This is a genomic window from Pseudomonas sp. RIT778, assembly GCF_019718735.1.
Classification (GTDB): domain Bacteria; phylum Pseudomonadota; class Gammaproteobacteria; order Pseudomonadales; family Pseudomonadaceae; genus Aquipseudomonas; species Aquipseudomonas aphyarum.
Window position 1 is genome coordinate 108,164 of record NZ_JAIHBA010000010.1, and the last position, 22,811, is coordinate 130,974.

Here is a 22,811-nt window from a genome sequence, read left to right on the forward strand (position 1 = left end):
ACACACCCTCTGGTAGCAGGCTATTCGATAGCCTCATAAGGAAGCCCGACGTAATTTTCTGCAATGGTTTTTTGCCCCGCCTCTGAGCTGACAAAGTAGTCCAGTTCCGAAGCGCAGATCCGCTGGCTGAAATCATCATGCTCGTCGAAGCGGTGCAGCATCGAGGTCATCCACCAGGAAAACCGCTCGGCTTTCCACACCCGGCGCAGGCAGATCTCCGAGTATTTTTCCAGCAACTCGGTGCGACCTTCGCGGTAGACCTTCAGCAAAATCCTGAACAGCGTGCTGACATCGCTGGCCGCCAGATTCAGACCTTTGGCACCGGTCGGCGGAACAATGTGCGCCGCATCCCCGACCAGAAACATCCGCCCGTACTGCATCGGCTCGACCACAAAACTGCGCAGCGGCGCGATGCTCTTTTCAATCGACGGACCGGTCACCAGTTTCTGCGCCAGATCCTCCGGCAGACGATTGCGCAGTTCATCCCAGAAACGCTGATCCGACCAGTCATCGACGTTTTCTTCGGCCGGCACTTGCAGGTAATAACGGGTGCGAGTCGCCGACCGCATGCTGCACAGGGCGAAGCCGCGTTCGTGGCGGGCGTAGACCAGTTCATCGTGAATCGGTGGAGTATCGGCGAGAATCCCCAGCCAGCCAAACGGATAAACCCGTTCGAAGACTTTCAGGCAATCCTCGGGAATCGACTGCCGGGCCACGCCGTGGAAACCGTCGCAACCGGCGATGTAGTCACAATCGACACGCCAGGTTTCGCCGTCCTTTTCGAAGGTGACATAAGCTTCGTCGCTTTTCATGTCACAGGGAACGACATGGCTGGCTTCGTAAATTGTCTGCCCACCGGTCTCCCGACGAGCGGCCATCAGGTCGCGAGTGACCTCGGTCTGGCCGTAGACCGTCACGGTTTTTCCACCGGTCAGGGCTTGCAGATCGATGTGGATCCGGCGCCCGTCGAGGGCCAGTTCGAAACCACCGTGCACCAGCCCTTCGGCATCCATCCGCTGACCTACGCCAGCCTCGCGCAACAGCTCTACCATGCCTTGTTCAAGCACGCCGGCGCGGATTCGGCCGAGCACATAGTCAGGTGTCTGGCGCTCCAGAATCAGGGTGTCGATGCCGGCGTTGTGCAACAGTTGGCCGAGCAATAATCCGGACGGACCGGCGCCGATGATGGCGACTTGGGTTTTCAGCGTTTTCATTGTTTTTATGACTCGCAAGCTTCACGCGACAACGGCCGGTGAATGATTTTCAGGATTCGAGTGCTTGCATTTTTCCCTTGCGGGTCTGTCAATTGAAGGTGAAAACTGAGCCGATACCTGTACATTCTGCCAATCGGTGCGATTATCGCCCGCAAACCTCGAGGCCTGGATTGAAGTGATGAACAAGCCTGACCTGCCTTCGATTCCGGTGTTCAAGCTCTACGGTGAAAGCCTGGACTGGCCGACCCCTGACTTGCTGCACTGTGAAACCATTTCCAAACGCAGCCGCGAACACCAATGGGAAATCAAACCCCACCGCCACGCCGATTTGTGCCAGTTGCTCTTCGTATTCAAAGGTCAGGCAGAGCTTGAAATCGAAGGCCAACGCACGCAACTGAACGAAGCCGCGATCCAGATCCTGCCGCCGTTATCGGTGCATGGATTCCGTTTTTCCGAGGACGTCGAAGGATTTGTCGTCACCCTCGCCACACCGTTGATCAACCATTTGCAGGCGCAACTGGGCAGCGCGGTGCAGGCCCTGGCCCAGGCCGAAAGCTATCCGGCGGGCAAGGACGCGGAGTACCTCAACAGTTTGTTTGCCGCGTTGCAGGCCGAGTACAACGGCCATCAACCGGCGCGTGAAATGCTCATGCATTCGCTGGTCAGCGTGATCATGGTCTGGGTCAGCCGTCAGGCGATCCACCGCCACAACGCCACGCTACGCCCGCAGCGTCAGCGCGAATACCTCAACGGGTTCATTCAACTGGTCGAAGAAACCTACCGCCAGCACGTCAAGGTCGAAGACCTGGCCCATCGCCTGGGGATTTCCGTCTCGCACCTCAACGGCACCTGCCGTGAACTGGCGGGGCAGCCGGCGTTGCAGATCATGCACGAGCGTCAATTGCTGGAAGCCAAGCGTCTGCTGACTTATACGAGCATGACGATTTACGAGATGTCCGAGGTGTTGGGGTTTTCCGATCCGACCAACTTCACGCGCCTGTTCCGGCGCCGGGTGGGGATCTCGCCAAAGGCGTTCCGCGACCGACTCAAATCCGAACAACAAGAGAGTGAATAGGTGGGAGCGAGCTTGCTCGCGAAGACGGTGTATCAGCCGGCAGTTTTGCCACCTGACACGCCGCCTTCGTGAGCAAGCTCACTCCCACAGACGTCCTGCGTCAGCGCAGGGCGTTGAGGGTGGCGTTGTGAGGGATGCAGCGCTCGAAGTTGCAGCTCGCGTATTCACGGGGCAGTTGCCGCAACTGCTCCACGCGCCACGCCGCGGTGCCATACAGCGCCAGCGTGGCCGCGCAGGTGATGAAAATCGCGAGGTATCTTCTTGTTCTGGTGTTCATGGCGTTGACCTCTGAACGAATACCCTTGGGTACTACTTTCAGCATAGGTCAGCGCCGTGGAGTTGCCAGCGGCTATGCGAACGGGATTACAGCCCGATATCCCATTGCGGGTTTTCGGGAAAACGCTGCACCAGAAAATCCAGCATGCAGCGCAGCGCCGCCGGCATGTGCTTGCGCGAGGCGTACACGGCGTAGATGTTCATCTGTCGCGGCTCGGCGTGGGGCAGCAGGCGAACCAGTTCGCCGCTGTGCACATGCACCCCGGCCTGATAGGTCGGCAGCATCGCCACGCCGGCGCCGGCCAGGGTCGCGCGCAGCAGGGTGCTGGCCTCGTTGGCGCTGATGTTGCCCTGCACCGGCACCGAGACCGGTTCGCCATCTTCCTCGAAATGCCACAGGCTCTTGCCGAAATAGGAATGGGTCAGGCAGTTGTGCCGGCTCAGATCTTCAACCCGCTGCAGCTGCGGATGTTCCTGCAGATAGGCGGGCGCGGCGCAGACCACCGAACGGCAGACCGTCAGGCGCCGGGCGATCAGGTTGGGGTCGAGGTCGTTGCTGGTGCGGATCGCCAGGTCGATGCGCTCGTCCACCAGGTTCACGGTGCGATCGAGCATTTGCAGATCGATGTTCACCCCCGGATACGCTTTGACGAACGCCGCCACGGCATCGGCCAGTTGCGCCTGACCGAAAGAGGTACTGACGCTGATCCGCAGCAAACCCCGTGGCGCATCGGCAGGTTCGCTGACGGCGGCCTGCATGTCGCCGGACAGCTCCAGCATCTGCCGGCAGCGCGGCAGGATTTCGTTGCCGGCGGCGGTCAGGCTCAACTTGCGCGTGGTGCGGTGCATCAGGCGCGCGCCGACCCAGTCTTCCAGTTCCGCCAGATAGCGCGACACTACCGGGCGCGACAGGTCCAGGTGATCGGCCGCCGCCGACTGGCTGCCCAGATCCACTACCGTGACAAACACCCGCATTGCTTGGAGACGATCCATGATTTGCCCGCTTTCAGAAACAAACTATGTTCAAGCATCGCATTTTTTGTAACGAGTCTGGCAACTAAGCTCTGTCCCCATCGCCAAGCACGGCATTCGAACAGCGGAGCAACCCATGATCGGCTTCACCATCCTCAAGCGCGTTTTACTGGCCACCGCCACCCTCGGTTTTGCTGCCCATGCAGCGGCCGCGAATCTGACCCTCGACGTTTACAACCCGGGCACCAACGCGATCTTCCCGGTGACTTCGGTGCTGGTCAGCGGTGAGAAAGACGCGATTCTGGTGGACGCGCAATTCGGCAAATCCCAGGCCGAGCAAGTGGTGGAGAAGATCCGCGCCAGCGGCAAGCAACTGACCACCATCTACATCAGCCACGGTGACCCGGATTACTACTTCGGTCTCGACACCCTGACCAAAGCCTTCCCGGATGCCAAGGTGCTGGCCTCGCAACCGACCGTTGATCACATCAAAAAAACCGTCGACGGTAAACTCGCCTTCTGGGGCCCGAAAATGGGCGCCGACGTGCCGGCCAAAACCATCGTGCCGGGCGTGCTCAAGGGCGACAGCCTGATGCTCGAAGGTCAGAAACTGCAGGTGGTCGGCCTGGAAGGCAAACAACCGGATCGCAGCTTCGTGTGGATTCCTTCGTTGAAAGCCGTGGTCGGTGGTGTGGTCGTCGCCGAGAACATCCACGTGTGGATGGCCGACACCCAGACTGCGCAATCCCACGCCGACTGGCTGGAAACCCTGCACTCGATCGAAACCCTGAAACCGAAAACCGTGGTGCCGGGTCACTACCTGGGTGACAGCGCCCGTTCGCTGGCGGCCGTGAAATTCACCGCCGACTACATTAAGGCTTTCGACGCAGAAACCGCCAAGGCCAAGGACTCTGCCGCGCTGATCGCCGCGATGAAAAAACGCTACCCGACACTGGGCGAAGAAAGCTCGCTGGAGCTGAGCGCGAAAGTCGCCAAGGGCGAAATGCAGTGGTAACCCGATTCTGAAAAACGCAGCACTCTCAAGCCAACTGGAGAATGTCATGAGCAAGATCGCAATCATTGGTGCCACCGGCCGTGCCGGCAGCCAACTGCTGGAAGAAGCCCTGCGTCGCGGCCACAGCGTCACCGCCATCGCTCGGGATACCTCGAAGATCGGCGCCCACGCCGGTGTGGTCAGCAAGAATGTCGACGTGCTGGACGCCGCCGCGTTGCAGGACGCCGTCGCCGGTCACGATGTGGTGATCAGCGCCGCGCATTTCGCCACGGTACCGGCCAGCGCGCTGATCGGCCCGGTGAAACAGGCCGGGGTGAAACGTCTGCTTGTGGTCGGTGGTGCCGGTTCGCTGTTGCTGCCGGACGGCACTCGCGTGATCGACAGCGCCGGTTTCCCGGCCGAGTACAAGGCTGAGGCCAGTGCTGGTGCGGCGTTCCTTGATGCGCTGCGTCAGGAGAAGGAACTGGACTGGACGTTCCTGTCGCCTTCGGCGCTGTTTGTCGAAGGCGAGCGCACCGGCAAGTTCCGTATCGGCAAGGATGACTTGCTGGTGAGTGCTGATGGTCAGAGCTCGATTACCTTTGCCGATTACGCGATTGCGCTGATCGACGAAGTGGAAACGCCGAAGCATTCGCGTCAGCGGTTTACGGTCGGTTACTGACCGTATTGATCGTTCCCACGTCGAGGCGTCGAACCGTCCGCGTGGGAACGCCTCATTGGACGCTCCGCGTCCGCTTCGGCATGGGACGCGGAGCGTCCCGAGCTGCATTCCCACGCGGAGCGTGGGAACGATCAAAGAAGGGGAGCGTGGGAACGATCATCAGGTGAGGCCGGGCTCAACGCGTATGAGCCTGCTCAACCAACCACCCCATCAATTCCTGCAATTTCGCCGACGGCTCCGACGCCGGCGCCACGATGTAATAACCCAATCCCGTCTTCACCTTCAGATCGAACGGCATCACCAGTCGCCCGGCGTTCAAGTCGTCGCCGATCAGTGACCAGTCGCCGATCGCCACCCCCGTCCCGTGGGACGCCATCGACATCGCCTGATCCAGCGTCTCGAAATGCTGACCGCTGGCGATGTTGCTCAAATGCAGTTCGGCGGCTTCGAGCCAGAGTGTCCAGTCGTCATCCGTGTGAGTCGGGTGCAGCAACAGATGCTGTTGCAAGTCTGCCGGTGTGTGCAGGGCCGGCCCACCGTTGAGCAGCGTCGGCGAGCAGACCGGCGTCAGTTGCTCATCGAACAGATGCAAGGTCGCAGGCGAATCGTGGGGCGCGGTGCCATAGATCACCGCCGCGTCGAACTGCTCGCGATGAAAATCCACCCCGTGTTGCAGCGACGCCGTGAGTTTCACCGGCACGTCCGGGCGCTCGCGCTGCCATTGCAGCAGGCGTGGCAACAACCAGCGCATCACGCAGCTCGGCGCCTTGAGTTGCAGGGTCTCGCGCTTGGCGCCGATCTGCTCCACCGAGTCGCCGATCAGGCTGAACACCTGCTGCACCCGTGGCAGCCATTCGCGACCTTCGGCCGTCAGCTCCAGGCCCCGGGCCAGGCGAATGAACAGCTCATAACCCAGATGCTCCTCCAGCCCGGCGATCTGCCGGCTCACCGCACCCTGAGTGATGTGCAACTGCTCGGCGGCCCGGGTGAAGTTGCAGCACTGCGCGGTAATCAGAAACGTATGCAGGGCGGGCAGGGGAGGCAGTCGTTTCATGTGGATCCAAGGTATGACGTGAGGACATGGCTAGTATGAGCTTTTATCGATTGTTGCGGCTACGGGTCGCCCGTTTCAATGAGGCCAATCACCGGTTCCTTTAAAGCCCGGTGCCTCAACGAACAAGAAGGGCAAAGACATGGCGACGTGTGGCGAAGTACTGGTCAAGTTACTCGAAGATTATGGGGTCGAGCAGGTGTTCGGCATTCCCGGGGTGCATACCGTGGAGCTGTATCGCGGGCTGGCCCGTTCGAGCATCAACCACGTCACCCCGCGCCATGAACAGGGCGCCGGCTTCATGGCCGACGGCTACGCCCGCACCAGCGGCAAACCGGGTGTGTGCTTCATCATTACCGGCCCGGGCATGACCAACATCACCACCGCCATGGGCCAGGCGTACGCCGATTCGATCCCGATGCTGGTGATCTCCAGCGTGCAGTCGCGCAGTCAACTGGGCGGCGGTCGCGGCAAGCTGCATGAACTGCCGAACCAGAGCGCACTGGTCGGCGGCGTGGCGGCGTTCTCCCACACGCTGATGTCGGCGTCCGAATTACCGGGCGTATTGGCCCGTGCTTTCGCGCTGTTCCAGGCCGGACGTCCGCGTCCGGTGCACATCGAAATTCCGCTGGACGTACTGGTCGAAGAGGCCGACGAACTGCTGACCAGCGTGCCGGTCAACATCGACCGTGCCGGTGCTGCGCCGGCCGCCGTGAGCCGCATGACTGAACTGCTGGCCGGCGCCCAGCGTCCGCTGATCCTCGCCGGTGGCGGCGCCATCGATGCGGCTGCCGAGCTCACCGAACTGGCCGAACTGCTCGACGCACCGGTGGCCCTGACCATCAACGCCAAAGGCATGCTGCCGTCGAGCCATCCGCTGTTGATCGGTTCGACTCAGAGCCTGGTGGCGACCCGCGCTTTGGTGGCCGATGCCGACGTGATCCTGGCGATCGGCACCGAATTGGCGGAAACCGACTACGACGTGACCTTCGCCGGCGGTTTCGAAATCCCCGGCAAGCTGCTGCGCGTGGACATCGATCCAGACCAGACCGTGCGTAACTACCCGCCTCACGTGGCGCTGGTGGCCGACTCGCGCAACGCCGCACAAGCGCTGCTCAGTGCGCTGTCGCACAAGCCGCTGGCCGAGCGCCGCAACGATTGGGGTCAGGTACGCGCCGCCCGTCTGCGTGAAGACCTGGCCGCGACCTGGGATGCACCAACGCTGGCCCAGACCCGTTTCCTCGAAACCGTGCTGCACGAATTGCCGAACGCGGTGTTCGTCGGTGACTCCACGCAACCGGTATACACCGGCAACCTGACGTTCAACCCGGAGCGTCCGCGCCGCTGGTTCAACTCGTCCACCGGTTACGGCACCCTCGGTTACGCCTTGCCGGCGGCGATTGGCGCGTGGCTTGGCGGCAACCTCGAACACGGCGCTCGTCCGCCGGTGGTGTGCCTGATCGGTGACGGCGGTCTGCAATTCACCCTGCCGGAACTGGCCAGCGCCGTCGAAGCGCGCACGCCGGTGATCATCCTGCTGTGGAATAACCAGGGTTACGAAGAGATCAAGAAATACATGGTCAACCGCGCCATCGAGCCGGTGGGCGTGGATATCTATACCCCGGATTTCATCGGTGTGGCCAAGGCCCTGGGTTGTGCAGCAGAAGCGATCAGCTCCGCCGAACACCTGCGCGGTGCACTGCGCGCCGCCACCGATCGTCAGGGCCCGACCCTGATCGAAATCGACCAGACCCAATGGATGAAGGCGGTGGCCCAATGATCAATTTCCCGACCACACTCGACGGCCTGTACATCAACGGCCAATGGTCCGCCGGCCGCGAACACCTGCGCGTGATCAACCCGGCCACCGAAGCGCTGCTGACCACGGTCAATGGCGGTGACGAAAGCGCCGTCAACCAGGCGGTAGCGGCAGCGACCGAAGCTTTTAAAGGCTGGTCGAAAACCACCGGTGCCGAGCGCGCGGCGATCCTGCGCAACATCGCCAATGGTGTGCGCAACGGCCGCGAACATCTGATGAAGTTGCAGTCGAGCAACAACGGCAAACCGCAGTTCGAAGCGGGCATCGATGTCGACGACGTGATCGCCACGTTCGAGTACTACGCCGAACTCGCCGAAGGCCTCGACGCCAAACTCGACAGCAATGTGCCGCTGCCCAGCGACGATTTCAGCGCACGTCTGCGCCGCGAGCCGTGCGGTGTGGTCGGTCTGATCGTGCCGTGGAATTTCCCGATGGTCACCACCGCGTGGAAACTCGCCCCGGCCCTGGCCGCCGGGTGCTGCGTGGTGCTCAAGCCGTCGGAAGTCACGCCGCTGCCGGAGCTGGAACTGGCGACCATCATCGCTGAATCCGGTCTGCCAAAAGGCGTATTCAACCTGGTGTGCGGCACCGGTCTGGCGGTCGGTGCGCCGCTGTCGGCGGACCCGCGCATCACCAAGGTTTCCTTCACCGGCAGCAACGCCGTCGGTGTGCAAGTGATGCAGCGCGCCGCTGAAACCGTGAAGGGCGTGAGCCTGGAACTGGGCGGTAAATCCTCGCTGCTGATTCTGGAAGACGCCGACCTTGATCTGGCGGTGGAGCTGGCCTGCGGTGGCGGTTTCTTCAACGCCGGGCAGATGTGCTCGGCCACCAGCCGGGTGCTGGTTGCCGATGAAATCGCCGATGAGTTCCTGATTCGTCTGAAGGCCCGCGCGGAAAAAATCCGTGTGGCCGACCCGTTCGATCCTGAAGTCGAGATGGGCGCGCTGGTCAATCAGGCGCAGTACCAGCGAGTGCTCGGTCACATCGACCGTGGTTTGAGTGCCGGTGCCAAGCTGATTTGTGGCGGCAATCGTCCCGCGGATCTGCCGCGCGGATATTTCTTGCAGCCGACGATCTTCACCGAAGTGCCCCTCGACAGTGCGCTGTGGTGTGAAGAGATCTTCGGCCCGGTGATCTGCGTGCGCAGTTTCGCTACGGAAGCGGAGGCGATTGCCCTGGCCAACGACAGTCAGTTCGGTCTGGTCGCCAGTGTCGTCACGCGCAATGCCGAGACCGCGGATCGGGTCGCCAACGCCTTGCAGGCGGGGCTGGTGTGGCTCAACGCGCCGCAGGTGATCTTCCCGCAGACGGCGTGGGGCGGCTACAAACAAAGCAGCATCGGCCGCGAGTTGGGCCCGTGGGGTCTGGCGGCATTTCAGGAAATCAAGCACGTGATCCGCGCGCTCTGAATGCCCGAAAAAGGTCAGCGCATGCCTCGCAACGAGGCATGCGCCGGCGTCATGGCTCCAATGAGTTTTTATCGATAGTCAGGTGTTTTGCACGACCTCAGGATGAACCCGCAGACCACGCTCAAGCCCTTTGAAACCGGGCGCTTGAGCAATTCCGGTCAGGCAGATGCAAGGGTTGCGATCAGTCTCATACTTACAAGAATAATGGGAGTCCTAAATGGGCGAGCACGATCTGAACAGGCGTCAATTCATCAAAACCGTCGGCGTGGCCTCGGTGGCTGCGGCGGCCATGAGCATGCCCTTCATCCGGGCCAGTGCCAGCGACACCCGCTTTGCCGGCAAGACCCTGCGCCTGCTGACCTGGTCCGATGACACGGGCCTCGCCGCACTGCGCAATATCGCGGCAACCTTCGAAGCCAAGACCGGCGCCAAAGTGATTGCCGACCGCACCGGCAGCACCTCGGAAATGGTCGCCAAACTCAAGGCCGGCGGTGATCGTCCGCAGTACGACATCATCACCCTGGCTGGCGTTGGTGCCGAAGGTCTGGCCGCTGCCGGACTGCTGGAAAAGCCCGATCTCAACCGCATTCCCAACCTGGTCGACGTCCCGGAAAAATACCGCACCGGGGCCAACGGTCACGGCATCGGCTACCTGCTGTGGTGCAACAGTCTGGTCTACAGCACTCGCACCCAGACCACCGCGCCGGACAGTTACGCGGCACTGTGGGACGCCGATCTGGCACCGAACATTTTCCTGCCGCCGCCGAACTGGACCGAGGCCATGGACCTGATCATCATCGCCGCCAAACTGGCCGGTGGTGACGAGCACAACATCGAGCCGGGCTTCAAGAAACTCGCCGAGCTGAAAGACCGCGTGGTGACTCTGGGCGAAAACCCCAACCAGATCGCCGAGCTGTTCCGCACCGGTTCCCTGGACATGGGCGGCCTGTATGCCCCGGCGTTTTTCCCCAAGCAGATTCGCGACCCGAACTATGGCCTGGGCGCCACGTTCGGCATGAAGGAAGGTTTCTACACCGACCTGATGCTCTCGGTAATGCCGAAGAATCGTCCGGGCGACACCGACCTGGCTTACGCCTTCATCGACCACTCCCTCGACCCGCTGGTGCAGGGCAAGATGGCCGAAGACATCTTCAACGGCCCGGTCAACGCCAAGGCGATCATCTCCGCCGAAGCGCGCAAGAGCCCGTTCATCCTCACGCCGGAGCAGATCGCGGAGAAGGCGATCATGCACGACAACGCCTTCCTGGCGACCGTGCATGACCAGTGGATTCGTCGCTACACGGAAATCTTTTCTTCCTGACGCCGTACTTCCAGACACCACAGAAACCTTGTGGGAGCGGGCTTGCTCGCGAATGCAATCTGTCAGTCGCTTCATGGGTTGACTGACCCGCCGCTTTCGCGAGCAAGTCGAAGCGTCGAACCGCCGCTCCCACAGGGCGAGTGGTGTTTGGGAGATTCGTTCTCCATTGACGAGATCATTGCTATGGAACATCAATCCCTGACCCAACCGGTCGGCGCGGGTGACGCGCGCCCGGCGCGCGGTGTTTCGCCGACGGCGCGGGCGTGGTTTTTTCTCACGCCGTCGATGCTGTTTCTCGGCGTGCTGATTGCCGCCAGCCTGCTGGTGCTGCGCATGAGCGTCGGCACCAAGGGTGCGGAGTGGTCCGGTTTCAGCCTGGCCAGTTACGCGCAGTTGCTCGAACCCTACTACCTCAAATCGTTGCTGCTGACCTTGCGTCTGGCGCTGATCAGCGCGGTGATCGCCGTGGTGCTGGCGATCCCGGTGGCGTACACCATGTCGCGCCTGACCTCGCCGTTCGTGCGGCGGATTTTTCTGGCGGCGGTGCTGTTGCCGCTGCTGGTCAACCTGTTGCTGCAAAGCTATGGCTGGCTGGTGATCCTCGGCCCCGGCGGCATGCTCAACCAGACCCTGATGGGCCTCGGTCTGATCAAGCGGCCGATCATGTTGCTGTACAACCAGAACGGCGTGTTGATGGGGCTGGTGCAGACCGCGTTTCCGCTGGCTGTGCTGCCGATTGCCAGCGCCATGCGCGGTGTCGCCCGCAGCTACGAAGAAGCTGCCGCCACCCTCGGCGCCAGTCGTTTTCAAGTGTTCCGCCAAGTGGTGTTGCCGATGAGTCTGCCGGGGATCATCACCGGCGCGACCCTGGTGTTTGCCTACAACGCCAGCAGCTTCGTGGTGCCGTTGCTGCTCGGCGGTCGGCGCGTGCCGATGCTCGCGGTGATGGTGCATGACCAGATCGCCCCGCTGATGAACTGGCCCGCCGCGTCCGCCGCTGGCGTGGTGCTGATTGTCACCACGCTCGCCATCATGACCTTGTCCGAATACATCACCGGCCGCCGTCGCCGTCTGCTGGAGGCTTCGCAATGAGTGCCCTGATCAAGAAGCGTCAGTCGCTGTTGCCGGGCGATACCGGCAAGTTCGCCGGCATCCTGTCCGGGATCATTTTGTTCCTGGCCGTGTTGCCGATCCTGACGATGATCGTGATGTCGTTCAGCGGCGCGTCGAACCTCGACTTCCCGCCGAGCAGCTACAGCCTGCAGTGGTACCAAGCGGCGTGGCACACCTTCGTTTCGCCCGATGCCAGCGATGTGCTGAGCCTCGGCCAGGCAATGGGCACCAGTTTGCTGGTGTCATGCCTGACGATGATTTTCGCCACGCTGATCGCGGTGCCGGCGGCTTACGCGCTGACCCGTTGCGAGTTCCGTGGCAAGGGCGTGGCGCTGCAATTGATGTCGCTGCCGCTGGTGTTCCCGATGGTAGTGCTGGGGCTGGCCTTGCTGCTGGTGTTCGACAGCCTGCCGTTCCACATGACCACCTCGCGGCTGGTGATCGCCCACGTGATTCTGGCGCTGCCGTTCGTGGTGAAGAACTGCACGGCGGCCATGCTTTCCATCGGCAGCGAAGTCGAGGAAGCCGCGCAGATGCTCGGCGCCTCGCCATTGCGCGCCATCGTCGATGTGGTGGTACCGCTGATGAAATCGGGGATTCTGGCGGGGATGCTGCTGGCGTTCATCGTCTCGTTCAACGAATTCACCGTGACCTATTTCCTCTACACCATCGACGTCATGACCGTGCCGATCTGGATGTACAGCCGCACCGTGTCATCGCTCGACCCTACCGTGTTCTCGTTTGCCGTGCTGATCGTGCTGATCGACTTCGTCCTGATCTGGGCGCTGGAGAAGCTGGTGGGCGAGGGCGGCGTTTCCTTCTGATTTTGAGGTGATTTTTATGTCTGGTCTGATTCTGGAAAACGTCGAGAAACACTACGGCTCGGCCTGCGCGGTGAAAGATGTCAACCTGCATTTGCCCGAGGGCAAACTGGTGTGCTTCCTCGGCCCGTCGGGCTGCGGCAAGACCACCTTGCTGCGAATGATCGCCGGGCTGGAAACCCTCACCGGCGGCGAGATCCGCTTGGGCGGCGAGGACATCGGCCACACCCCGGCGCACCTGCGCAACTTCGGCATGGTGTTTCAGTCGCTGGCGCTGTTCCCGCACATGACGGTGGGCGAGAACATCGCCTATCCGCTGAAACTGCGCGGTGTGAGCAAGGCCGATCAACAGGCGCGGGTGGTGGAGTTGCTGGAGCTGATCCAACTGCAACCGATGATTGATCGCCCAGTGGCCAAACTCTCCGGCGGCCAGCGTCAGCGAGTGGCGATTGCCCGGGCGATTGCTTCGCACCCGAAAATCCTGTTGCTCGACGAACCGCTGTCGGCGCTGGATGCCAAGTTACGCGAGTCGATGCAGGTGGAAATCCGTCAGTTGCAACAACGCCTGAACATCACCACCATCATGGTCACCCACGATCAACGCGAGGCCATGACCATGGCCGACATCGTGGTGGTCCTCGGTGAGCATCGGGTGCAGCAGGTGGGGACGCCGATTGAAATCTATCGGCATCCGGCCAACGAGTTTGTCGCGGACTTTATCGGCTCCGGCAATATCTTCCCGGCCACCGCGCTGGGCGATGGCAAGGTCGTACTGCCGGGTGGCGATGCACTGCAAGTGCCGATCTGCAGCAGCATCGTGGTCGGGCAGAAAGTGAAGATGTTGATCCGTCCTGAAGACCTGCAACTGTCGGCGCCCCAAGCCACTGCGGGCAATCGCTTGCTGGGCAAGGTGACGTTTGTGCGGGATATCGGCGCGACCATCGAGACCACGGTGGAATGTTCCGGGGTGACCTTCACGGCGCTGAGCACGCCGTGTCAGGGCTTCGGGTTGGGGATCGGGCATCCGGTGTCGGTGACGTTGCCGAGTGAGGCGTGTCGGGTGCTCGGCGCCTGATCAGACACTCAATCGCAGGCGCGCCAGATCCCTCAACGGCGGCGCGCCAAACAACCGGCTGTACTCACGGCTGAACTGCGACGGACTTTCATACCCCACCCGATACCCCGCCGCCGAAGCTTCCAGCCCCTCAGCCAGCATCAAACGCCGCGCCTCCTGCAGGCGCAGTTGCTTCTGATACTGCAACGGACTCATCGCCGTCATCGCCTTGAAACGGTGATGCAAGGTCGAGACGCTGAGGTTCACTTCCTTCGCCAGATCATCGATGCGCAGCGGCTGTTCGAAGTTGCCGTTGAGCCATTTGATCGCCTGGCTGATGCGGTGGCTCTGGCTGTTGGCGATGGCGATTTCGTACAGCCGATGGCCCTGCGGACTGCGCAGCAGGCGATAGAGAATTTCCCGGCGGATCAGCGGCGCGAGCATGGCGATGTCTTTCGGCGCGTCGAGCAGGCGGGCCAGACGCAGCACCGCATCAAGCATCGCGCTGTCGATTTTCTCCACATACAGACCACGCCCGGTCGGACGGGTGGGCACGCCCATCGGGCCGGCATCGGCGATCAGCGCGGTGATTTCCGCCGGATCGATATCAAGGCGCACGGCGAGGATCGGCTCTTCAGGCGAGACATTCACCACCCGACCGCTCAACGGCATCGAGACCGATACCACCAGGTAATTCAGCGGGTCGTAATTGAAGAACTCATCCGCCAGCCGCACCTCTTTGCGACCCTGGGCCATGATGCACAGCGCCGGTTGTGCAAGCACCGGGGCGAAGTCATGGGACTGGGTGTGGCGCGACATGACCAGCGAGCCGACGGCAGTGGCATAACTGCCATCTTCGGACGTGTTGCGGCGAATGATGGCCGCCAGTTCTGCGCGCTGCTTTTCCATGTCGGCATCGGGCGGCGCCTGAAAACGATCGAATGACGTCATGCACAGCCTCCTCGGCAAGGGATGGAATGGGAGCAGAGCATAAGTTTGTGCAAGCGCAAGCGGTAGACACATCCTGCGAAATGCTTGCCTGATCCTGCATGGCGTTGCGTGCCTGCCCAGACATGAAAGGGCGAGCCCTGTAAAACTTGCTCGAAACCGGTGTGACAGGACGGTGACAGCAATTCACGACTTGTTACAGGTCTGCACGACAGTCTCGCAGGATTGTGCAACGCGACGGCAGGAATCGACTAACGGCGAGCAGCGCCCGGCCCTTAACCTTGGATCCTGTCGCAGCCCGTTCCCGGCTGCCACGCGACTCCCTGGGAGGGTTGAACATGTCCAAGCAGATTCCCGTCAGTCATATGGCCTTCGTTCGAGCGCGCGCCGGGCGTTCGGCGGAACTCGGCATGCGCCTGAGCGCCCTGATCGAACCGTCCCGTGCCGCCCCCGGTTGCCTGAGCTTCGCCTTGCAGCATTCGCAGTGTGATCCGGAGTTGTGGCTGGTCTCCGGTTTCTGGAACAACCAGCAATCGATGACCGCGTATTTCAGCAGCCCGTCGATGGAAATCTTTGCCGAGCTGGTGCAGGAGCTGGTGGTCAACAGCCTGGATTTCCACACCTTCAAGGAAGTCTCGGCCGCCCAGGCCGTAGGGCAATGCACTGCGCCGATACACAAACTCGCCGGTTGAATGTTTAATGTCGGGCTTATCCGACTGAGCCAGGACCTGCGATATGGCACGTAAAGAGTTCGAACACTTCGAAGCGGTTTCCGCTGTAGTCCCCGTCGAGTTGGGCGGCAACAAGGGTTATCACGCGGCAATCGCCGTCAAGGCCCTGGTCGACGGCGGCGCACCGCGCTTTCACAAGCTGCTGAACGATCAGGTTTTCCCCGGCGCCATCGCGGCCGATGAAGCCGCGATCAACGAACTGGACAAGCTCAAGGGCGTCACCGACGACGCCGAGCTGATCTGGTAAGCGCTTACTTCGTCGCCCCCGGGCGCCACATCTTGAACAACGCCTCCGGCCCCAGCTGGAAATAGTCCGCCGGCCCGCCGCCCCGCAGAATCGGTTCGGCGGCGGCGGTGTCGTAGATCCCGTCCTTCAACAGCCATTTGGCAATGTGCACGGCGACCACTTCGCCGAGCACCAGCCAGCTCGGCACCGTCTCGCCGTCAGCGCGCTGCAACTGAATGATCTGGGTGACCTTGCACTCGAAGGACACCGGGCTTTCGGCCACGCGCGGCACGGCAATCACCTTCGACGCCACAGTCGTCAGCCCCGCCAGTTCGAATTCGTTGACCTCTGGCCCGACCATCGCGCAGCTCTGGTTCATCTGCTCGGCCAGCGGGCGGGTGGCGAGGTTCCAGACGAATTCGCCGGTCTGCTCGATGTTGTTCAGGCTGTCTTTGCGACCGACGCTGGAGAACCCGATGATCGGCGGAATGTAGTTGAACGCGTTGAAAAAGCTGTAAGGCGCCAGGTTCAGCCGGCCCTCGGCATCCTGCGAAGAAATCCAGCCGATGGGACGCGGGCCGACGATGGCGTTGAACGGATCGTGGGGCAGACCGTGGCCGTTGGCCGGTTCGTAGAAATGGATGTCATCGGGCATGGAGGTGTTCCTGAAGGCTTTCGGAAAGGGCTCATATTGCTGGGGCATTCCCATTATTTCCAGCCAAATGCGGAACCCTGTGGGAGGTCGTGAGATTTTTGTTTTCAGAAATGAACAAGCCCGGCAATGGCCGGGCTTTGGTGTCTGCATTCTGGCGATCAGCTGATGGCTGCAGCAGTACCGGTTTTATCGAAACCGTCAGCTGCGATGGCAGCGGCGGTGCCGGTCTTGTCGAAACCGTCAGCTGCGATAGCCGCAGCAGTGCCGGTTTTATCGAAACCATCCGCAGCAACGGCTCTGCCGACGTTGGTCTTGTCGAAGCCGTCGGCAGCGTAGGCGCCGGTGTGGCTGGTTTCGATGGCAGCGCTGGCGCCGGAAATGAAGTCGGCGGATTTGGTTTTGTCCGAACCGTCGGCGGCGAAAGTGTTGGCGGCCAGTACGGACAGGGTCAGGGCGAGGATCAGTTTGGTTTTCATGGTCGTTCTCCAGATTCGAAATTCGTTGGCGATGTGTTTCGCATGGGGTTCATGCTACGCCAATTAAATTGATTAAAAAGCGCAAAATAATGCTAAAAACAATCGATTAAATTGATATTAAGGGCGACGCATTCAATTCGCTTTCGTCGTCGGAGCGAGCGTCGCGCAGTTAATCGATCAGGTAGGTGCAGGATGCGGCAGGGGCATTAACCGGTGATTAATCGCCGTTTTTTGCGTGTGTGACAGATTTTTCATGGATTCCCGACCGGTTTTTCACCCGAGCAACGCCAGTCTGCCCACGGCTATAAAGCCAAAAACCGGCCGTCACACACTGGAGCGTTGCCCGCGATGAACAAACTGCCTCAAATCACCCTGGCCTTCTGGGTCATGAAAATCTGCGCGACGACCCTGGGGGAAACCGCGGGGGATTTGTTGTCGATGACCCTTAACGTCGGCTACGCCATCAGCTCGCTGATCCTGATCAGCGTGTTTGTCCTGACGCTGATCGCACAACTGATGTCCAAGACTTACAAGCCGTTGCTGTACTGGATCGTGATCCTGTCGACCAGCACCGCCGGCACCACCATGTCCGACTTCATGGACCGCACGCTGGAACTGGGTTACGCCACCGGTTCCATGATCCTGATCGCGATCCTGCTGGCGATCTTCGCGGCTTGGCGCCTGAGCGGCGACTCGCTCAACGTCACCAAGGTGCAGAGCTTTCGCGGCGAGATGTTCTACTGGATGGCGATTCTGTTCTCCAACACCCTGGGCACCGCACTCGGCGATTACCTGGCGGACGACTCCGGCCTGGGCTTTGCCGGTGGCGCGCTGTTGATCGGCTCGGCGATTGGTGTGGTCGTGCTGCTCAAGTACTTCACGAAGATTTCGTCGGTGGCGCTGTTCTGGGTGGCGTTCGTGCTGACCCGACCGTTTGGCGCGACCTTGGGCGACTTGATGACCAAGTCCCATGAGAAAGGCGGACTGGATTTCGGCACCGTCGGTTCGTCGGCGGTACTGGCGGGGATTCTGTTGGTGATGATCGTGGGCGCGTCGTATGCGCAGAAGCGTTATGGCAGCAAACAGGGCGTTGCCGAATTGTCCTGATCGGGAAATCGGACAGAAAAGAAACGCGCGAAGGTCTTGCACCTTCGCGCGTTTTTTTGCGATCAGTCAGTGACGATGCGCGAGTGTTTCTGGGTGTCTTTCATGGTGATGTACACCAACAGAGACACCGCGATGCACGCGGTCACGTACCAGTAGTAACCGGTTTCCATGCCGATGCTCTTGAACCACAGCGCGATGTATTCGGCGGTGCCGCCGAAGATCGACACGGTCAGTGCGTATGGCAGGCCGACGCCCAGGGCGCGGATTTCGGTCGGGAACAGTTCGGCTTTCACCACGGCGTTGATCGAGGTGTAGCCGCTGACGATGATCAGCGCCGCCATGATCAGGAAGAACGCGCCCCACCAGGTCTGGATGGTGTGCAGGGTCATCAGGATCGGCACGGTGAAGATCGTACCGAGCACGCCGAAGGCGATCAGGATCGGGCGACGACCGATTTTATCGGACAGGCCGCCGATGATCGGTTGCAGGCACATGAACAGGAACAGCGTGGCGGCGGAAATGGTGGTGGAGTCGGAGATGCTCATGCCGACGGTGTTCACCAGGTATTTCTGCATGTAGGTGGTGTAGGTGTAGAACGCGAGCGTACCGCCCATGGTCAGGCCGACCACGGTCAGCAGTTCCTTCGGATGACGAAGCAAGGTGCGCATCGCGCTTTCCTTGGACTTCTCTTTCTTGGTGAACGACTCGGTTTCTTCCATGCCACGACGCAGGTACAGCGCCACGATTGCGCACAGCGCGCCGATGGCGAACGGAATACGCCAGCCCCACGCGTACAGCTCTTCGGTGGTCAGGAACTGTTGCAGCACGATCAGTACGCCCAGCGCGATGAGCTGGCCGGAAATCAAAGTCACGTACTGGAAGCTGGAGAAGAAGCCGCGACGCTCCTTGGTCGCCATCTCCGACAGGTAGGTCGCCGAAGTGCCGTATTCGCCACCGACCGACAGGCCTTGCAGCAGGCGGGCGAACACCAGCAGGATCGGCGCGCCGACACCGATGGTTTCATAACCCGGGCTCAGGGCGATGATCAGCGAGCCGAAGCACATCAGGTAAACCGAGGCCATCAGGGCTTTTTTGCGTCCGACCTTGTCGGCGTACAGGCCCATCAGCCAGCCACCGATCGGGCGCATCAGGAAGCCCACGGCGAAGATCGCGGCGGTGTTGAGCAGTTGGGCGGTGGTGTCGCCTTTGGGGAAGAAGGCTTTGGCGAAGTACAGCGAGAAGGCGGCATAGACGTACCAGTCGTACCACTCGACCATGTTGCCGACGGAACCGCTGAAGATCGACTTGATGCGACTGGCGGTGGTTCGTTCTTTGGCCGGCACGGCAGCCGACCCAAGGGGCAGGGCGTTGGAGTTATCCATTGAAGGATCCTTCGTTTAATTGTTTTTGTGGAGCGCGTTGAAACGCAGCCTGCGAGGGCTATAGCAGGAGCTGTGCCAACGGGGGGAGGGCCGGTTTAGAGGGGCTGGGGAGATGGGTTGAGCGGGATTTTGCCGATGATCCGGAATGAATGAGCGGATTTCCGCCTATTTGATCGTTGATCTGATCGTTCCCACGCTCTGCGTGGGAATGCAGCCCGGGACGCTCTGCGTCCCAAAGCGGACGCAGAGCGTCCACTGAGGCATTCCCACGCGGAGCGTGGGAACGATCAATCATCAAACGATCAATCGGGTACGAACATCTCTCGGGTCAATCCATGCCGCTGCATCTTTTCATTAAACGTGCGACGCGGCAGTTGCAGCTCCTCAAGCACGGCTTTCACATCCCCCTTGTGCCGGGTCAAAGCAGCCCGCAAACACTGCGCTTCAAACGCTTCCTGCTGCGCCGCCAGCGACTGCCCCGGGTCGATGCCCTGCACCGGTTCATCCAGCCCCAGCACCTGCCGCTCGGCAACGTTCGCCAACTCCCGCACATTGCCCGGCCAGTCATGACTCAGCAGATGGCTCAATTGCGCGCCACTGAGCGGCGGGAACGTCCGGCCCAAACGCTGGGCGGCGCTCTGGGCGAAGGATTCGAACAACAGCGGAATGTCTTCGCGACGATCACGCAGCGGCGGCAGGCGCAATTCGGCGACGTTCAGGCGATACGCCAGGTCTTCACGAAAACGCCCGGCCCGCGCTTCATCCAGCAAGTCGGGTTTGGTCGCCGCGACAATCCGCAAGTCCACCCGAATGCTCTGGTTCGAGCCCAGCCGCTCAAGCTTCTGCTCCTGCAACACCCGCAGCAGTTTCACCTGCTGGGCCAGCGGCATGCTCTCGATTTCATCGAGAAACAGTGTGCCGCCATCGGCGTATTCCAGCTTGCCGATGCGCTTGCCCGAAGCGCCGGTGAACGCGCCGCTCTCATGCCCGAACAACTCGGCTTCGAACAACTGCTCGGGGATCGCCGCGCAGTTCAGCGCGACAAAGGGCTTGTCGGCGCGCGGGCCGAAATCGTGCAGGCAACGGGCGACCAGTTCCTTGCCGCTGCCGGTCTCGCCTCGGATCAGCACGTTGACCGGCAATGTTGCGAGGTCCAGCACCTGCCGGCGCAAGGTCTGCAAACCACGGGACACACCGAGCAGCGTCGCATCCAGTCTGGCGCGGTTGTCGGCCTGCTCGTGCAGGGCGCGGTTTTCCAGCACCAGCCGACGCTTGTCCAGCGCCCGGCGCAGGCTGCCGAGCAGGGTCTCGGGGCTGAAGGGTTTTTCCAGAAAATCGTAGGCGCCGTCGCGCATCGCTTCGACGGCCATCGGCACATCGCCGTGGCCAGTGAGCAGAATCACCGGCAGGTCGGCATCCCGGCGCTGCACTTCGGCCAGCAGTTCAAGACCGCTGAGCCCGGGCATGCGCACATCGCTGACAATCACCCCGGCAAAATGCGCGGGCAACGCCGCCAGGCATTCCTCCGCGCGGCTGAACAGCTGCACTTCGAACCCGGACAGGCTCAGCCATTGCTCGACGGCACTGCGAATGCTGCTTTCGTCATCGACCACCATCACCGCGTTGAGCATCAGATGTGCGCCTCCAGATCGATCGGCAAGGTCAGGCTGAACACCGCGCCGTTGTCACCATTCTCGGCGCACAGGCGCCCGCCGGATTCATGGACGATGGCGAACGATACTGCCAGCCCCAGACCCAGCCCGTCACCCACCGGTTTGGTGGTGAAGAACGGATCGAACACCTGACCCAGATGTTCCTCGGCGATGCCGCCGCCGTTGTCGATGACACTCAGGCGCCACAGTTGCTCGTCGGCTTCCAGGCGGATTTCCAGACGTTTGCACGGTTTGCCCTGCATCGCATCGAGGGCATTGCGTAACAGATTGATCAGCACTTGTTCGAGGCGGATCGCATCGCCGCGCACCCACGCCGGACGGGTCAGGTGCAGCACCAGACTGACCTGTTCATCGCGCAGACGCGCATCAAGCAATTGCAGGGCCTGATCGACCACCGTCGCCAGATCCAGCCGCTCGCGCAAGCCGCTGGGGCTCTTGCGGGCGAAGGTTTTCAGGTGGCCGGTGAGGGCGGCCATGCGCGTGAGCATGTCATCCACCGGTTTGAGCGCCTTATAGGCGTCATCGACCCGGCCATGATCGAGCAGCAGACGCAGGGTCGCCAGTTGCATGCGCTGGGCGGTCAACGGCTGATTGATTTCGTGGGCCAGCGCGGCGGACATCTGCCCCAGTGCCGCCAGTTTTGCCGACTGCACCAGACCGTCCTGGGCGGTGCGCAAATCACGGGTGCGCTCTTCGACCAGTTGCTCAAGCTCTTCGCGGCTGCGCTGGCGCATCTTTGCCAGGCGCCAGCGCTGATTGAGGAACAGCAGCAGGAACACCAGCGCCAGCCATACCCCGGCAGCAGCGAGGCCGGCATTGCGCTGATCCTCGAAGGACACCTGCGGGTGCCGCAGCAGATGCAGCGTCCAGCCTTCGGCGCTCAGCGGCAGCGATTCCCACAGGTAATCCGCCGTGCCTTGCGGGCCTTCGACGCGGCGCAGATCACTGTTGTCGTCGAAGCTGCGCAGCGCCAGATGCGTCAGCGGCACCAGCGACTGTTTGTCGTATTGGCGGGTGGCCTTGATCTCGCGGTAATCGGCCGGGCTCAGCGGGTGCAGCAGGCGATAGCGCCAGCCGGGCTGGTTGGCGATGAAGATGATCCCGCGCGCATCGCTGACCAGCAGGGTGTCATTGCCTTGGCTCCATTCGCGTTCGAGCTCGGGGAATTCGAGCTTGACCACCATCGCCCCGAGAAACTCGCCGTTGTCGCCGAGCACCGCGCTGGACAGGAAGTAACCGGGAATCCCGCTGGTCACGCCGACCGCGTAGAAACGCCCGGTGCCTTGAGTGCGGGTCTGACTGAAATAGGGGCGAAAGCCATAGTTGTGGCCGACGTAACTGCTGGGCAGACGCCAGTTGCTGGCTGCCACCGCGAGGCCGGTGTGGTCGAGCAGTTCCAGCGTCGATGATTGCGCCGCGCCGTTGATCTTTTCCAGTTTCAGGTTGAGCGCCGCTTGCTGTTCGGCGTCGACCGGGCCGGCCAGCGCCGCACGCAATTGCGGGTCCAGCGCCAGCACGGCGGGCAGGGCGCGATAGCGGTCGATCAGGGTATGCAGCGAGTTGGCGTACAGCGCCAGCTGTTGATTGGCCCGGGCTGCGTCTTCTTCCAGCGCCTGGCGCTCGGCGTGGCGGATCGCAAGCGTTGCAGCAAGGGCGGCACCGGCGATGATCAGCAGGGTATACAACGACAGACGCAGGGTACGGGAAGTCGGCAGCATGCTGGGGCAAACGGATGGCAGGACGGGCGGGCACCATAGCATGTCGCCGGGTGCTGGCAGTGCTATCACACTATAAAATCCGTGTGTTCACGCG

22 protein-coding genes are annotated in these 22,811 nt (G+C 61.7%); 12 read left to right on the top strand and 10 right to left on the bottom strand.

Translation table 11 applies throughout. The features are described 5' to 3' along the window. Positions 1–20: 20 nt before the first annotated feature. Positions 21–1,205 (bottom strand): 4-hydroxybenzoate 3-monooxygenase, encoded by a 1,185-nt coding sequence (gene pobA / locus K5E37_RS08175; RefSeq protein ID WP_221533580.1) that lies wholly within the window; start codon positions 1,203–1,205, stop codon positions 21–23. Positions 1,206–1,392: 187 nt separating this feature from the next. On the opposite strand from pobA, the gene K5E37_RS08180 reads away from it, so the two are divergent. Continuing rightward, complete coding sequence (locus K5E37_RS08180) at positions 1,393–2,289, top strand: helix-turn-helix domain-containing protein (protein ID WP_221533561.1); 897 nt, start codon at positions 1,393–1,395, stop codon at positions 2,287–2,289. Positions 2,290–2,389: 100 nt separating this feature from the next. Here K5E37_RS08180 and K5E37_RS08185 read toward each other — a convergent pair whose 3' ends face one another. Together K5E37_RS08185 and K5E37_RS08190 are read right to left on the bottom strand one after the other, a co-directional pair. After that, on the bottom strand, positions 2,390–2,566 hold the full coding sequence (locus tag K5E37_RS08185) for a hypothetical protein (RefSeq protein WP_007953274.1): 177 nt from the start codon (positions 2,564–2,566) through the stop codon (positions 2,390–2,392). Positions 2,567–2,652: 86 nt separating this feature from the next. Next, a complete protein-coding gene (locus K5E37_RS08190) occupies positions 2,653–3,558 on the bottom strand; it encodes a LysR family transcriptional regulator (protein WP_221533562.1) in 906 nt (301 codons plus the stop codon). 115 nt (positions 3,559–3,673) lie between these two features. On the opposite strand from K5E37_RS08190, the gene K5E37_RS08195 reads away from it, so the two are divergent. Then, a complete protein-coding gene (locus tag K5E37_RS08195) occupies positions 3,674–4,552 on the top strand; it encodes an MBL fold metallo-hydrolase (RefSeq protein WP_221533563.1) in 879 nt (292 codons plus the stop codon). A 46-nt stretch (positions 4,553–4,598) separates the two neighbouring features. Next, positions 4,599–5,213: an NAD(P)-dependent oxidoreductase gene (locus K5E37_RS08200; protein WP_221533564.1), complete on the top strand. Its 615-nt coding sequence runs from the start codon at positions 4,599–4,601 to the stop codon at positions 5,211–5,213. Positions 5,214–5,388: 175 nt separating this feature from the next. On the opposite strand, the gene K5E37_RS08205 is transcribed toward K5E37_RS08200, so the two are convergent. Then, complete coding sequence (locus K5E37_RS08205) at positions 5,389–6,267, bottom strand: LysR substrate-binding domain-containing protein (protein ID WP_074688417.1); 879 nt, start codon at positions 6,265–6,267, stop codon at positions 5,389–5,391. A gap of 139 nt (positions 6,268–6,406) precedes the next feature. On the opposite strand from K5E37_RS08205, the gene K5E37_RS08210 reads away from it, so the two are divergent. From K5E37_RS08210 to K5E37_RS08235, 6 genes are all read left to right on the top strand, one after another. Next, the gene (locus tag K5E37_RS08210) at positions 6,407–8,044 is read left to right on the top strand and encodes a 5-guanidino-2-oxopentanoate decarboxylase (protein WP_127799643.1); all 1,638 of its coding nucleotides are present in this window, start codon (positions 6,407–6,409) and stop codon (positions 8,042–8,044) included. Then, entirely contained in the window at positions 8,041–9,492 is a 1,452-nt protein-coding gene (locus K5E37_RS08215) for an aldehyde dehydrogenase family protein (protein WP_221533565.1), read from the top strand. Before K5E37_RS08210 ends, K5E37_RS08215 begins: the two co-directional genes overlap by 4 nt. 217 nt (positions 9,493–9,709) lie before the next feature. After that, positions 9,710–10,813 (top strand): extracellular solute-binding protein, encoded by a 1,104-nt coding sequence (locus K5E37_RS08220; protein ID WP_064599076.1) that lies wholly within the window; start codon positions 9,710–9,712, stop codon positions 10,811–10,813. A gap of 183 nt (positions 10,814–10,996) precedes the next feature. Then, the gene (locus K5E37_RS08225; RefSeq protein WP_085606686.1) at positions 10,997–11,905 is read left to right on the top strand and encodes an ABC transporter permease; all 909 of its coding nucleotides are present in this window, start codon (positions 10,997–10,999) and stop codon (positions 11,903–11,905) included. Beyond that, positions 11,902–12,750 carry an ABC transporter permease gene (locus K5E37_RS08230; RefSeq protein ID WP_085606684.1) on the top strand — a complete coding sequence of 283 codons (849 nt, stop codon included), beginning with the start codon at positions 11,902–11,904 and terminating at the stop codon, positions 12,748–12,750. The genes K5E37_RS08225 and K5E37_RS08230 overlap by 4 nt, the downstream gene beginning before the upstream one ends. 16 nt (positions 12,751–12,766) lie before the next feature. Beyond that, positions 12,767–13,822 carry an ABC transporter ATP-binding protein gene (locus K5E37_RS08235; protein WP_221533566.1) on the top strand — a complete coding sequence of 352 codons (1,056 nt, stop codon included), beginning with the start codon at positions 12,767–12,769 and terminating at the stop codon, positions 13,820–13,822. Here the strand turns inward: K5E37_RS08235 and K5E37_RS08240 are convergent, their stop codons facing one another. Then, positions 13,823–14,752: an AraC family transcriptional regulator gene (locus tag K5E37_RS08240; RefSeq protein WP_085606682.1), complete on the bottom strand. Its 930-nt coding sequence runs from the start codon at positions 14,750–14,752 to the stop codon at positions 13,823–13,825. It lies immediately after the preceding gene. A gap of 335 nt (positions 14,753–15,087) precedes the next feature. On the opposite strand from K5E37_RS08240, the gene K5E37_RS08245 reads away from it, so the two are divergent. Together K5E37_RS08245 and K5E37_RS08250 are read left to right on the top strand one after the other, a co-directional pair. Then, a complete protein-coding gene (locus K5E37_RS08245; protein ID WP_007960171.1) occupies positions 15,088–15,441 on the top strand; it encodes a putative quinol monooxygenase in 354 nt (117 codons plus the stop codon). Between the two features lie 43 nt (positions 15,442–15,484). Continuing rightward, positions 15,485–15,727, top strand: a complete 243-nt coding sequence (locus tag K5E37_RS08250) for a hypothetical protein (protein ID WP_007960172.1) — start codon at positions 15,485–15,487, stop codon at positions 15,725–15,727. Between the two features lie 4 nt (positions 15,728–15,731). Here K5E37_RS08250 and K5E37_RS08255 read toward each other — a convergent pair whose 3' ends face one another. Then, complete coding sequence (locus K5E37_RS08255) at positions 15,732–16,361, bottom strand: flavin reductase family protein (protein ID WP_221533567.1); 630 nt, start codon at positions 16,359–16,361, stop codon at positions 15,732–15,734. Positions 16,362–16,519: 158 nt separating this feature from the next. Continuing rightward, positions 16,520–16,837, bottom strand: a complete 318-nt coding sequence (locus tag K5E37_RS08260; protein WP_221533568.1) for a hypothetical protein — start codon at positions 16,835–16,837, stop codon at positions 16,520–16,522. A 348-nt stretch (positions 16,838–17,185) separates the two neighbouring features. Between K5E37_RS08260 and K5E37_RS08265 the strand changes: the two genes are divergently transcribed. Continuing rightward, positions 17,186–17,944 carry a hypothetical protein gene (locus K5E37_RS08265; RefSeq protein ID WP_085606676.1) on the top strand — a complete coding sequence of 253 codons (759 nt, stop codon included), beginning with the start codon at positions 17,186–17,188 and terminating at the stop codon, positions 17,942–17,944. 62 nt (positions 17,945–18,006) lie between these two features. Here K5E37_RS08265 and K5E37_RS08270 read toward each other — a convergent pair whose 3' ends face one another. The 3 genes from K5E37_RS08270 to K5E37_RS08280 all read right to left on the bottom strand — a co-directional run bounded on the left by K5E37_RS08270 (position 18,007) and on the right by K5E37_RS08280 (position 22,717). Then, entirely contained in the window at positions 18,007–19,326 is a 1,320-nt protein-coding gene (locus K5E37_RS08270) for an MFS transporter (protein ID WP_007960177.1), read from the bottom strand. A 302-nt stretch (positions 19,327–19,628) separates the two neighbouring features. After that, positions 19,629–20,957 (bottom strand): sigma-54 dependent transcriptional regulator, encoded by a 1,329-nt coding sequence (locus tag K5E37_RS08275; RefSeq protein ID WP_221533569.1) that lies wholly within the window; start codon positions 20,955–20,957, stop codon positions 19,629–19,631. Further along, positions 20,957–22,717, bottom strand: a complete 1,761-nt coding sequence (locus K5E37_RS08280; protein ID WP_085606673.1) for an ATP-binding protein — start codon at positions 22,715–22,717, stop codon at positions 20,957–20,959. Before K5E37_RS08280 ends, K5E37_RS08275 begins: the two co-directional genes overlap by 1 nt. Positions 22,718–22,811: the final 94 nt, after the last annotated feature.

Bases quoted from the DNA above. Each gene is read 5' to 3' on its own strand.
- K5E37_RS08180 (WP_221533561.1), top strand. From the start codon at position 1,393: ATGAACAAGCCTGACCTGCCTTCGATTCCGGTGTTCAAGCTCTACGGT.
- K5E37_RS08185 (WP_007953274.1), bottom strand. From the start codon at position 2,566: ATGAACACCAGAACAAGAAGATACCTCGCGATTTTCATCACCTGCGCG.
- K5E37_RS08190 (WP_221533562.1), bottom strand. From the start codon at position 3,558: ATGGATCGTCTCCAAGCAATGCGGGTGTTTGTCACGGTAGTGGATCTG.
- K5E37_RS08195 (WP_221533563.1), top strand. From the start codon at position 3,674: ATGATCGGCTTCACCATCCTCAAGCGCGTTTTACTGGCCACCGCCACC.
- K5E37_RS08200 (WP_221533564.1), top strand. From the start codon at position 4,599: ATGAGCAAGATCGCAATCATTGGTGCCACCGGCCGTGCCGGCAGCCAA.
- K5E37_RS08205 (WP_074688417.1), bottom strand. From the start codon at position 6,267: ATGAAACGACTGCCTCCCCTGCCCGCCCTGCATACGTTTCTGATTACC.
- K5E37_RS08210 (WP_127799643.1), top strand. From the start codon at position 6,407: ATGGCGACGTGTGGCGAAGTACTGGTCAAGTTACTCGAAGATTATGGG.
- K5E37_RS08215 (WP_221533565.1), top strand. From the start codon at position 8,041: ATGATCAATTTCCCGACCACACTCGACGGCCTGTACATCAACGGCCAA.
- K5E37_RS08220 (WP_064599076.1), top strand. From the start codon at position 9,710: ATGGGCGAGCACGATCTGAACAGGCGTCAATTCATCAAAACCGTCGGC.
- K5E37_RS08225 (WP_085606686.1), top strand. From the start codon at position 10,997: ATGGAACATCAATCCCTGACCCAACCGGTCGGCGCGGGTGACGCGCGC.
- K5E37_RS08230 (WP_085606684.1), top strand. From the start codon at position 11,902: ATGAGTGCCCTGATCAAGAAGCGTCAGTCGCTGTTGCCGGGCGATACC.
- K5E37_RS08235 (WP_221533566.1), top strand. From the start codon at position 12,767: ATGTCTGGTCTGATTCTGGAAAACGTCGAGAAACACTACGGCTCGGCC.
- K5E37_RS08240 (WP_085606682.1), bottom strand. From the start codon at position 14,752: ATGACGTCATTCGATCGTTTTCAGGCGCCGCCCGATGCCGACATGGAA.
- K5E37_RS08245 (WP_007960171.1), top strand. From the start codon at position 15,088: ATGTCCAAGCAGATTCCCGTCAGTCATATGGCCTTCGTTCGAGCGCGC.
- K5E37_RS08250 (WP_007960172.1), top strand. From the start codon at position 15,485: ATGGCACGTAAAGAGTTCGAACACTTCGAAGCGGTTTCCGCTGTAGTC.
- K5E37_RS08255 (WP_221533567.1), bottom strand. From the start codon at position 16,361: ATGCCCGATGACATCCATTTCTACGAACCGGCCAACGGCCACGGTCTG.
- K5E37_RS08260 (WP_221533568.1), bottom strand. From the start codon at position 16,837: ATGAAAACCAAACTGATCCTCGCCCTGACCCTGTCCGTACTGGCCGCC.
- K5E37_RS08265 (WP_085606676.1), top strand. From the start codon at position 17,186: ATGAACAAACTGCCTCAAATCACCCTGGCCTTCTGGGTCATGAAAATC.
- K5E37_RS08270 (WP_007960177.1), bottom strand. From the start codon at position 19,326: ATGGATAACTCCAACGCCCTGCCCCTTGGGTCGGCTGCCGTGCCGGCC.
- K5E37_RS08275 (WP_221533569.1), bottom strand. From the start codon at position 20,957: ATGCTCAACGCGGTGATGGTGGTCGATGACGAAAGCAGCATTCGCAGT.
- K5E37_RS08280 (WP_085606673.1), bottom strand. From the start codon at position 22,717: ATGCTGCCGACTTCCCGTACCCTGCGTCTGTCGTTGTATACCCTGCTG.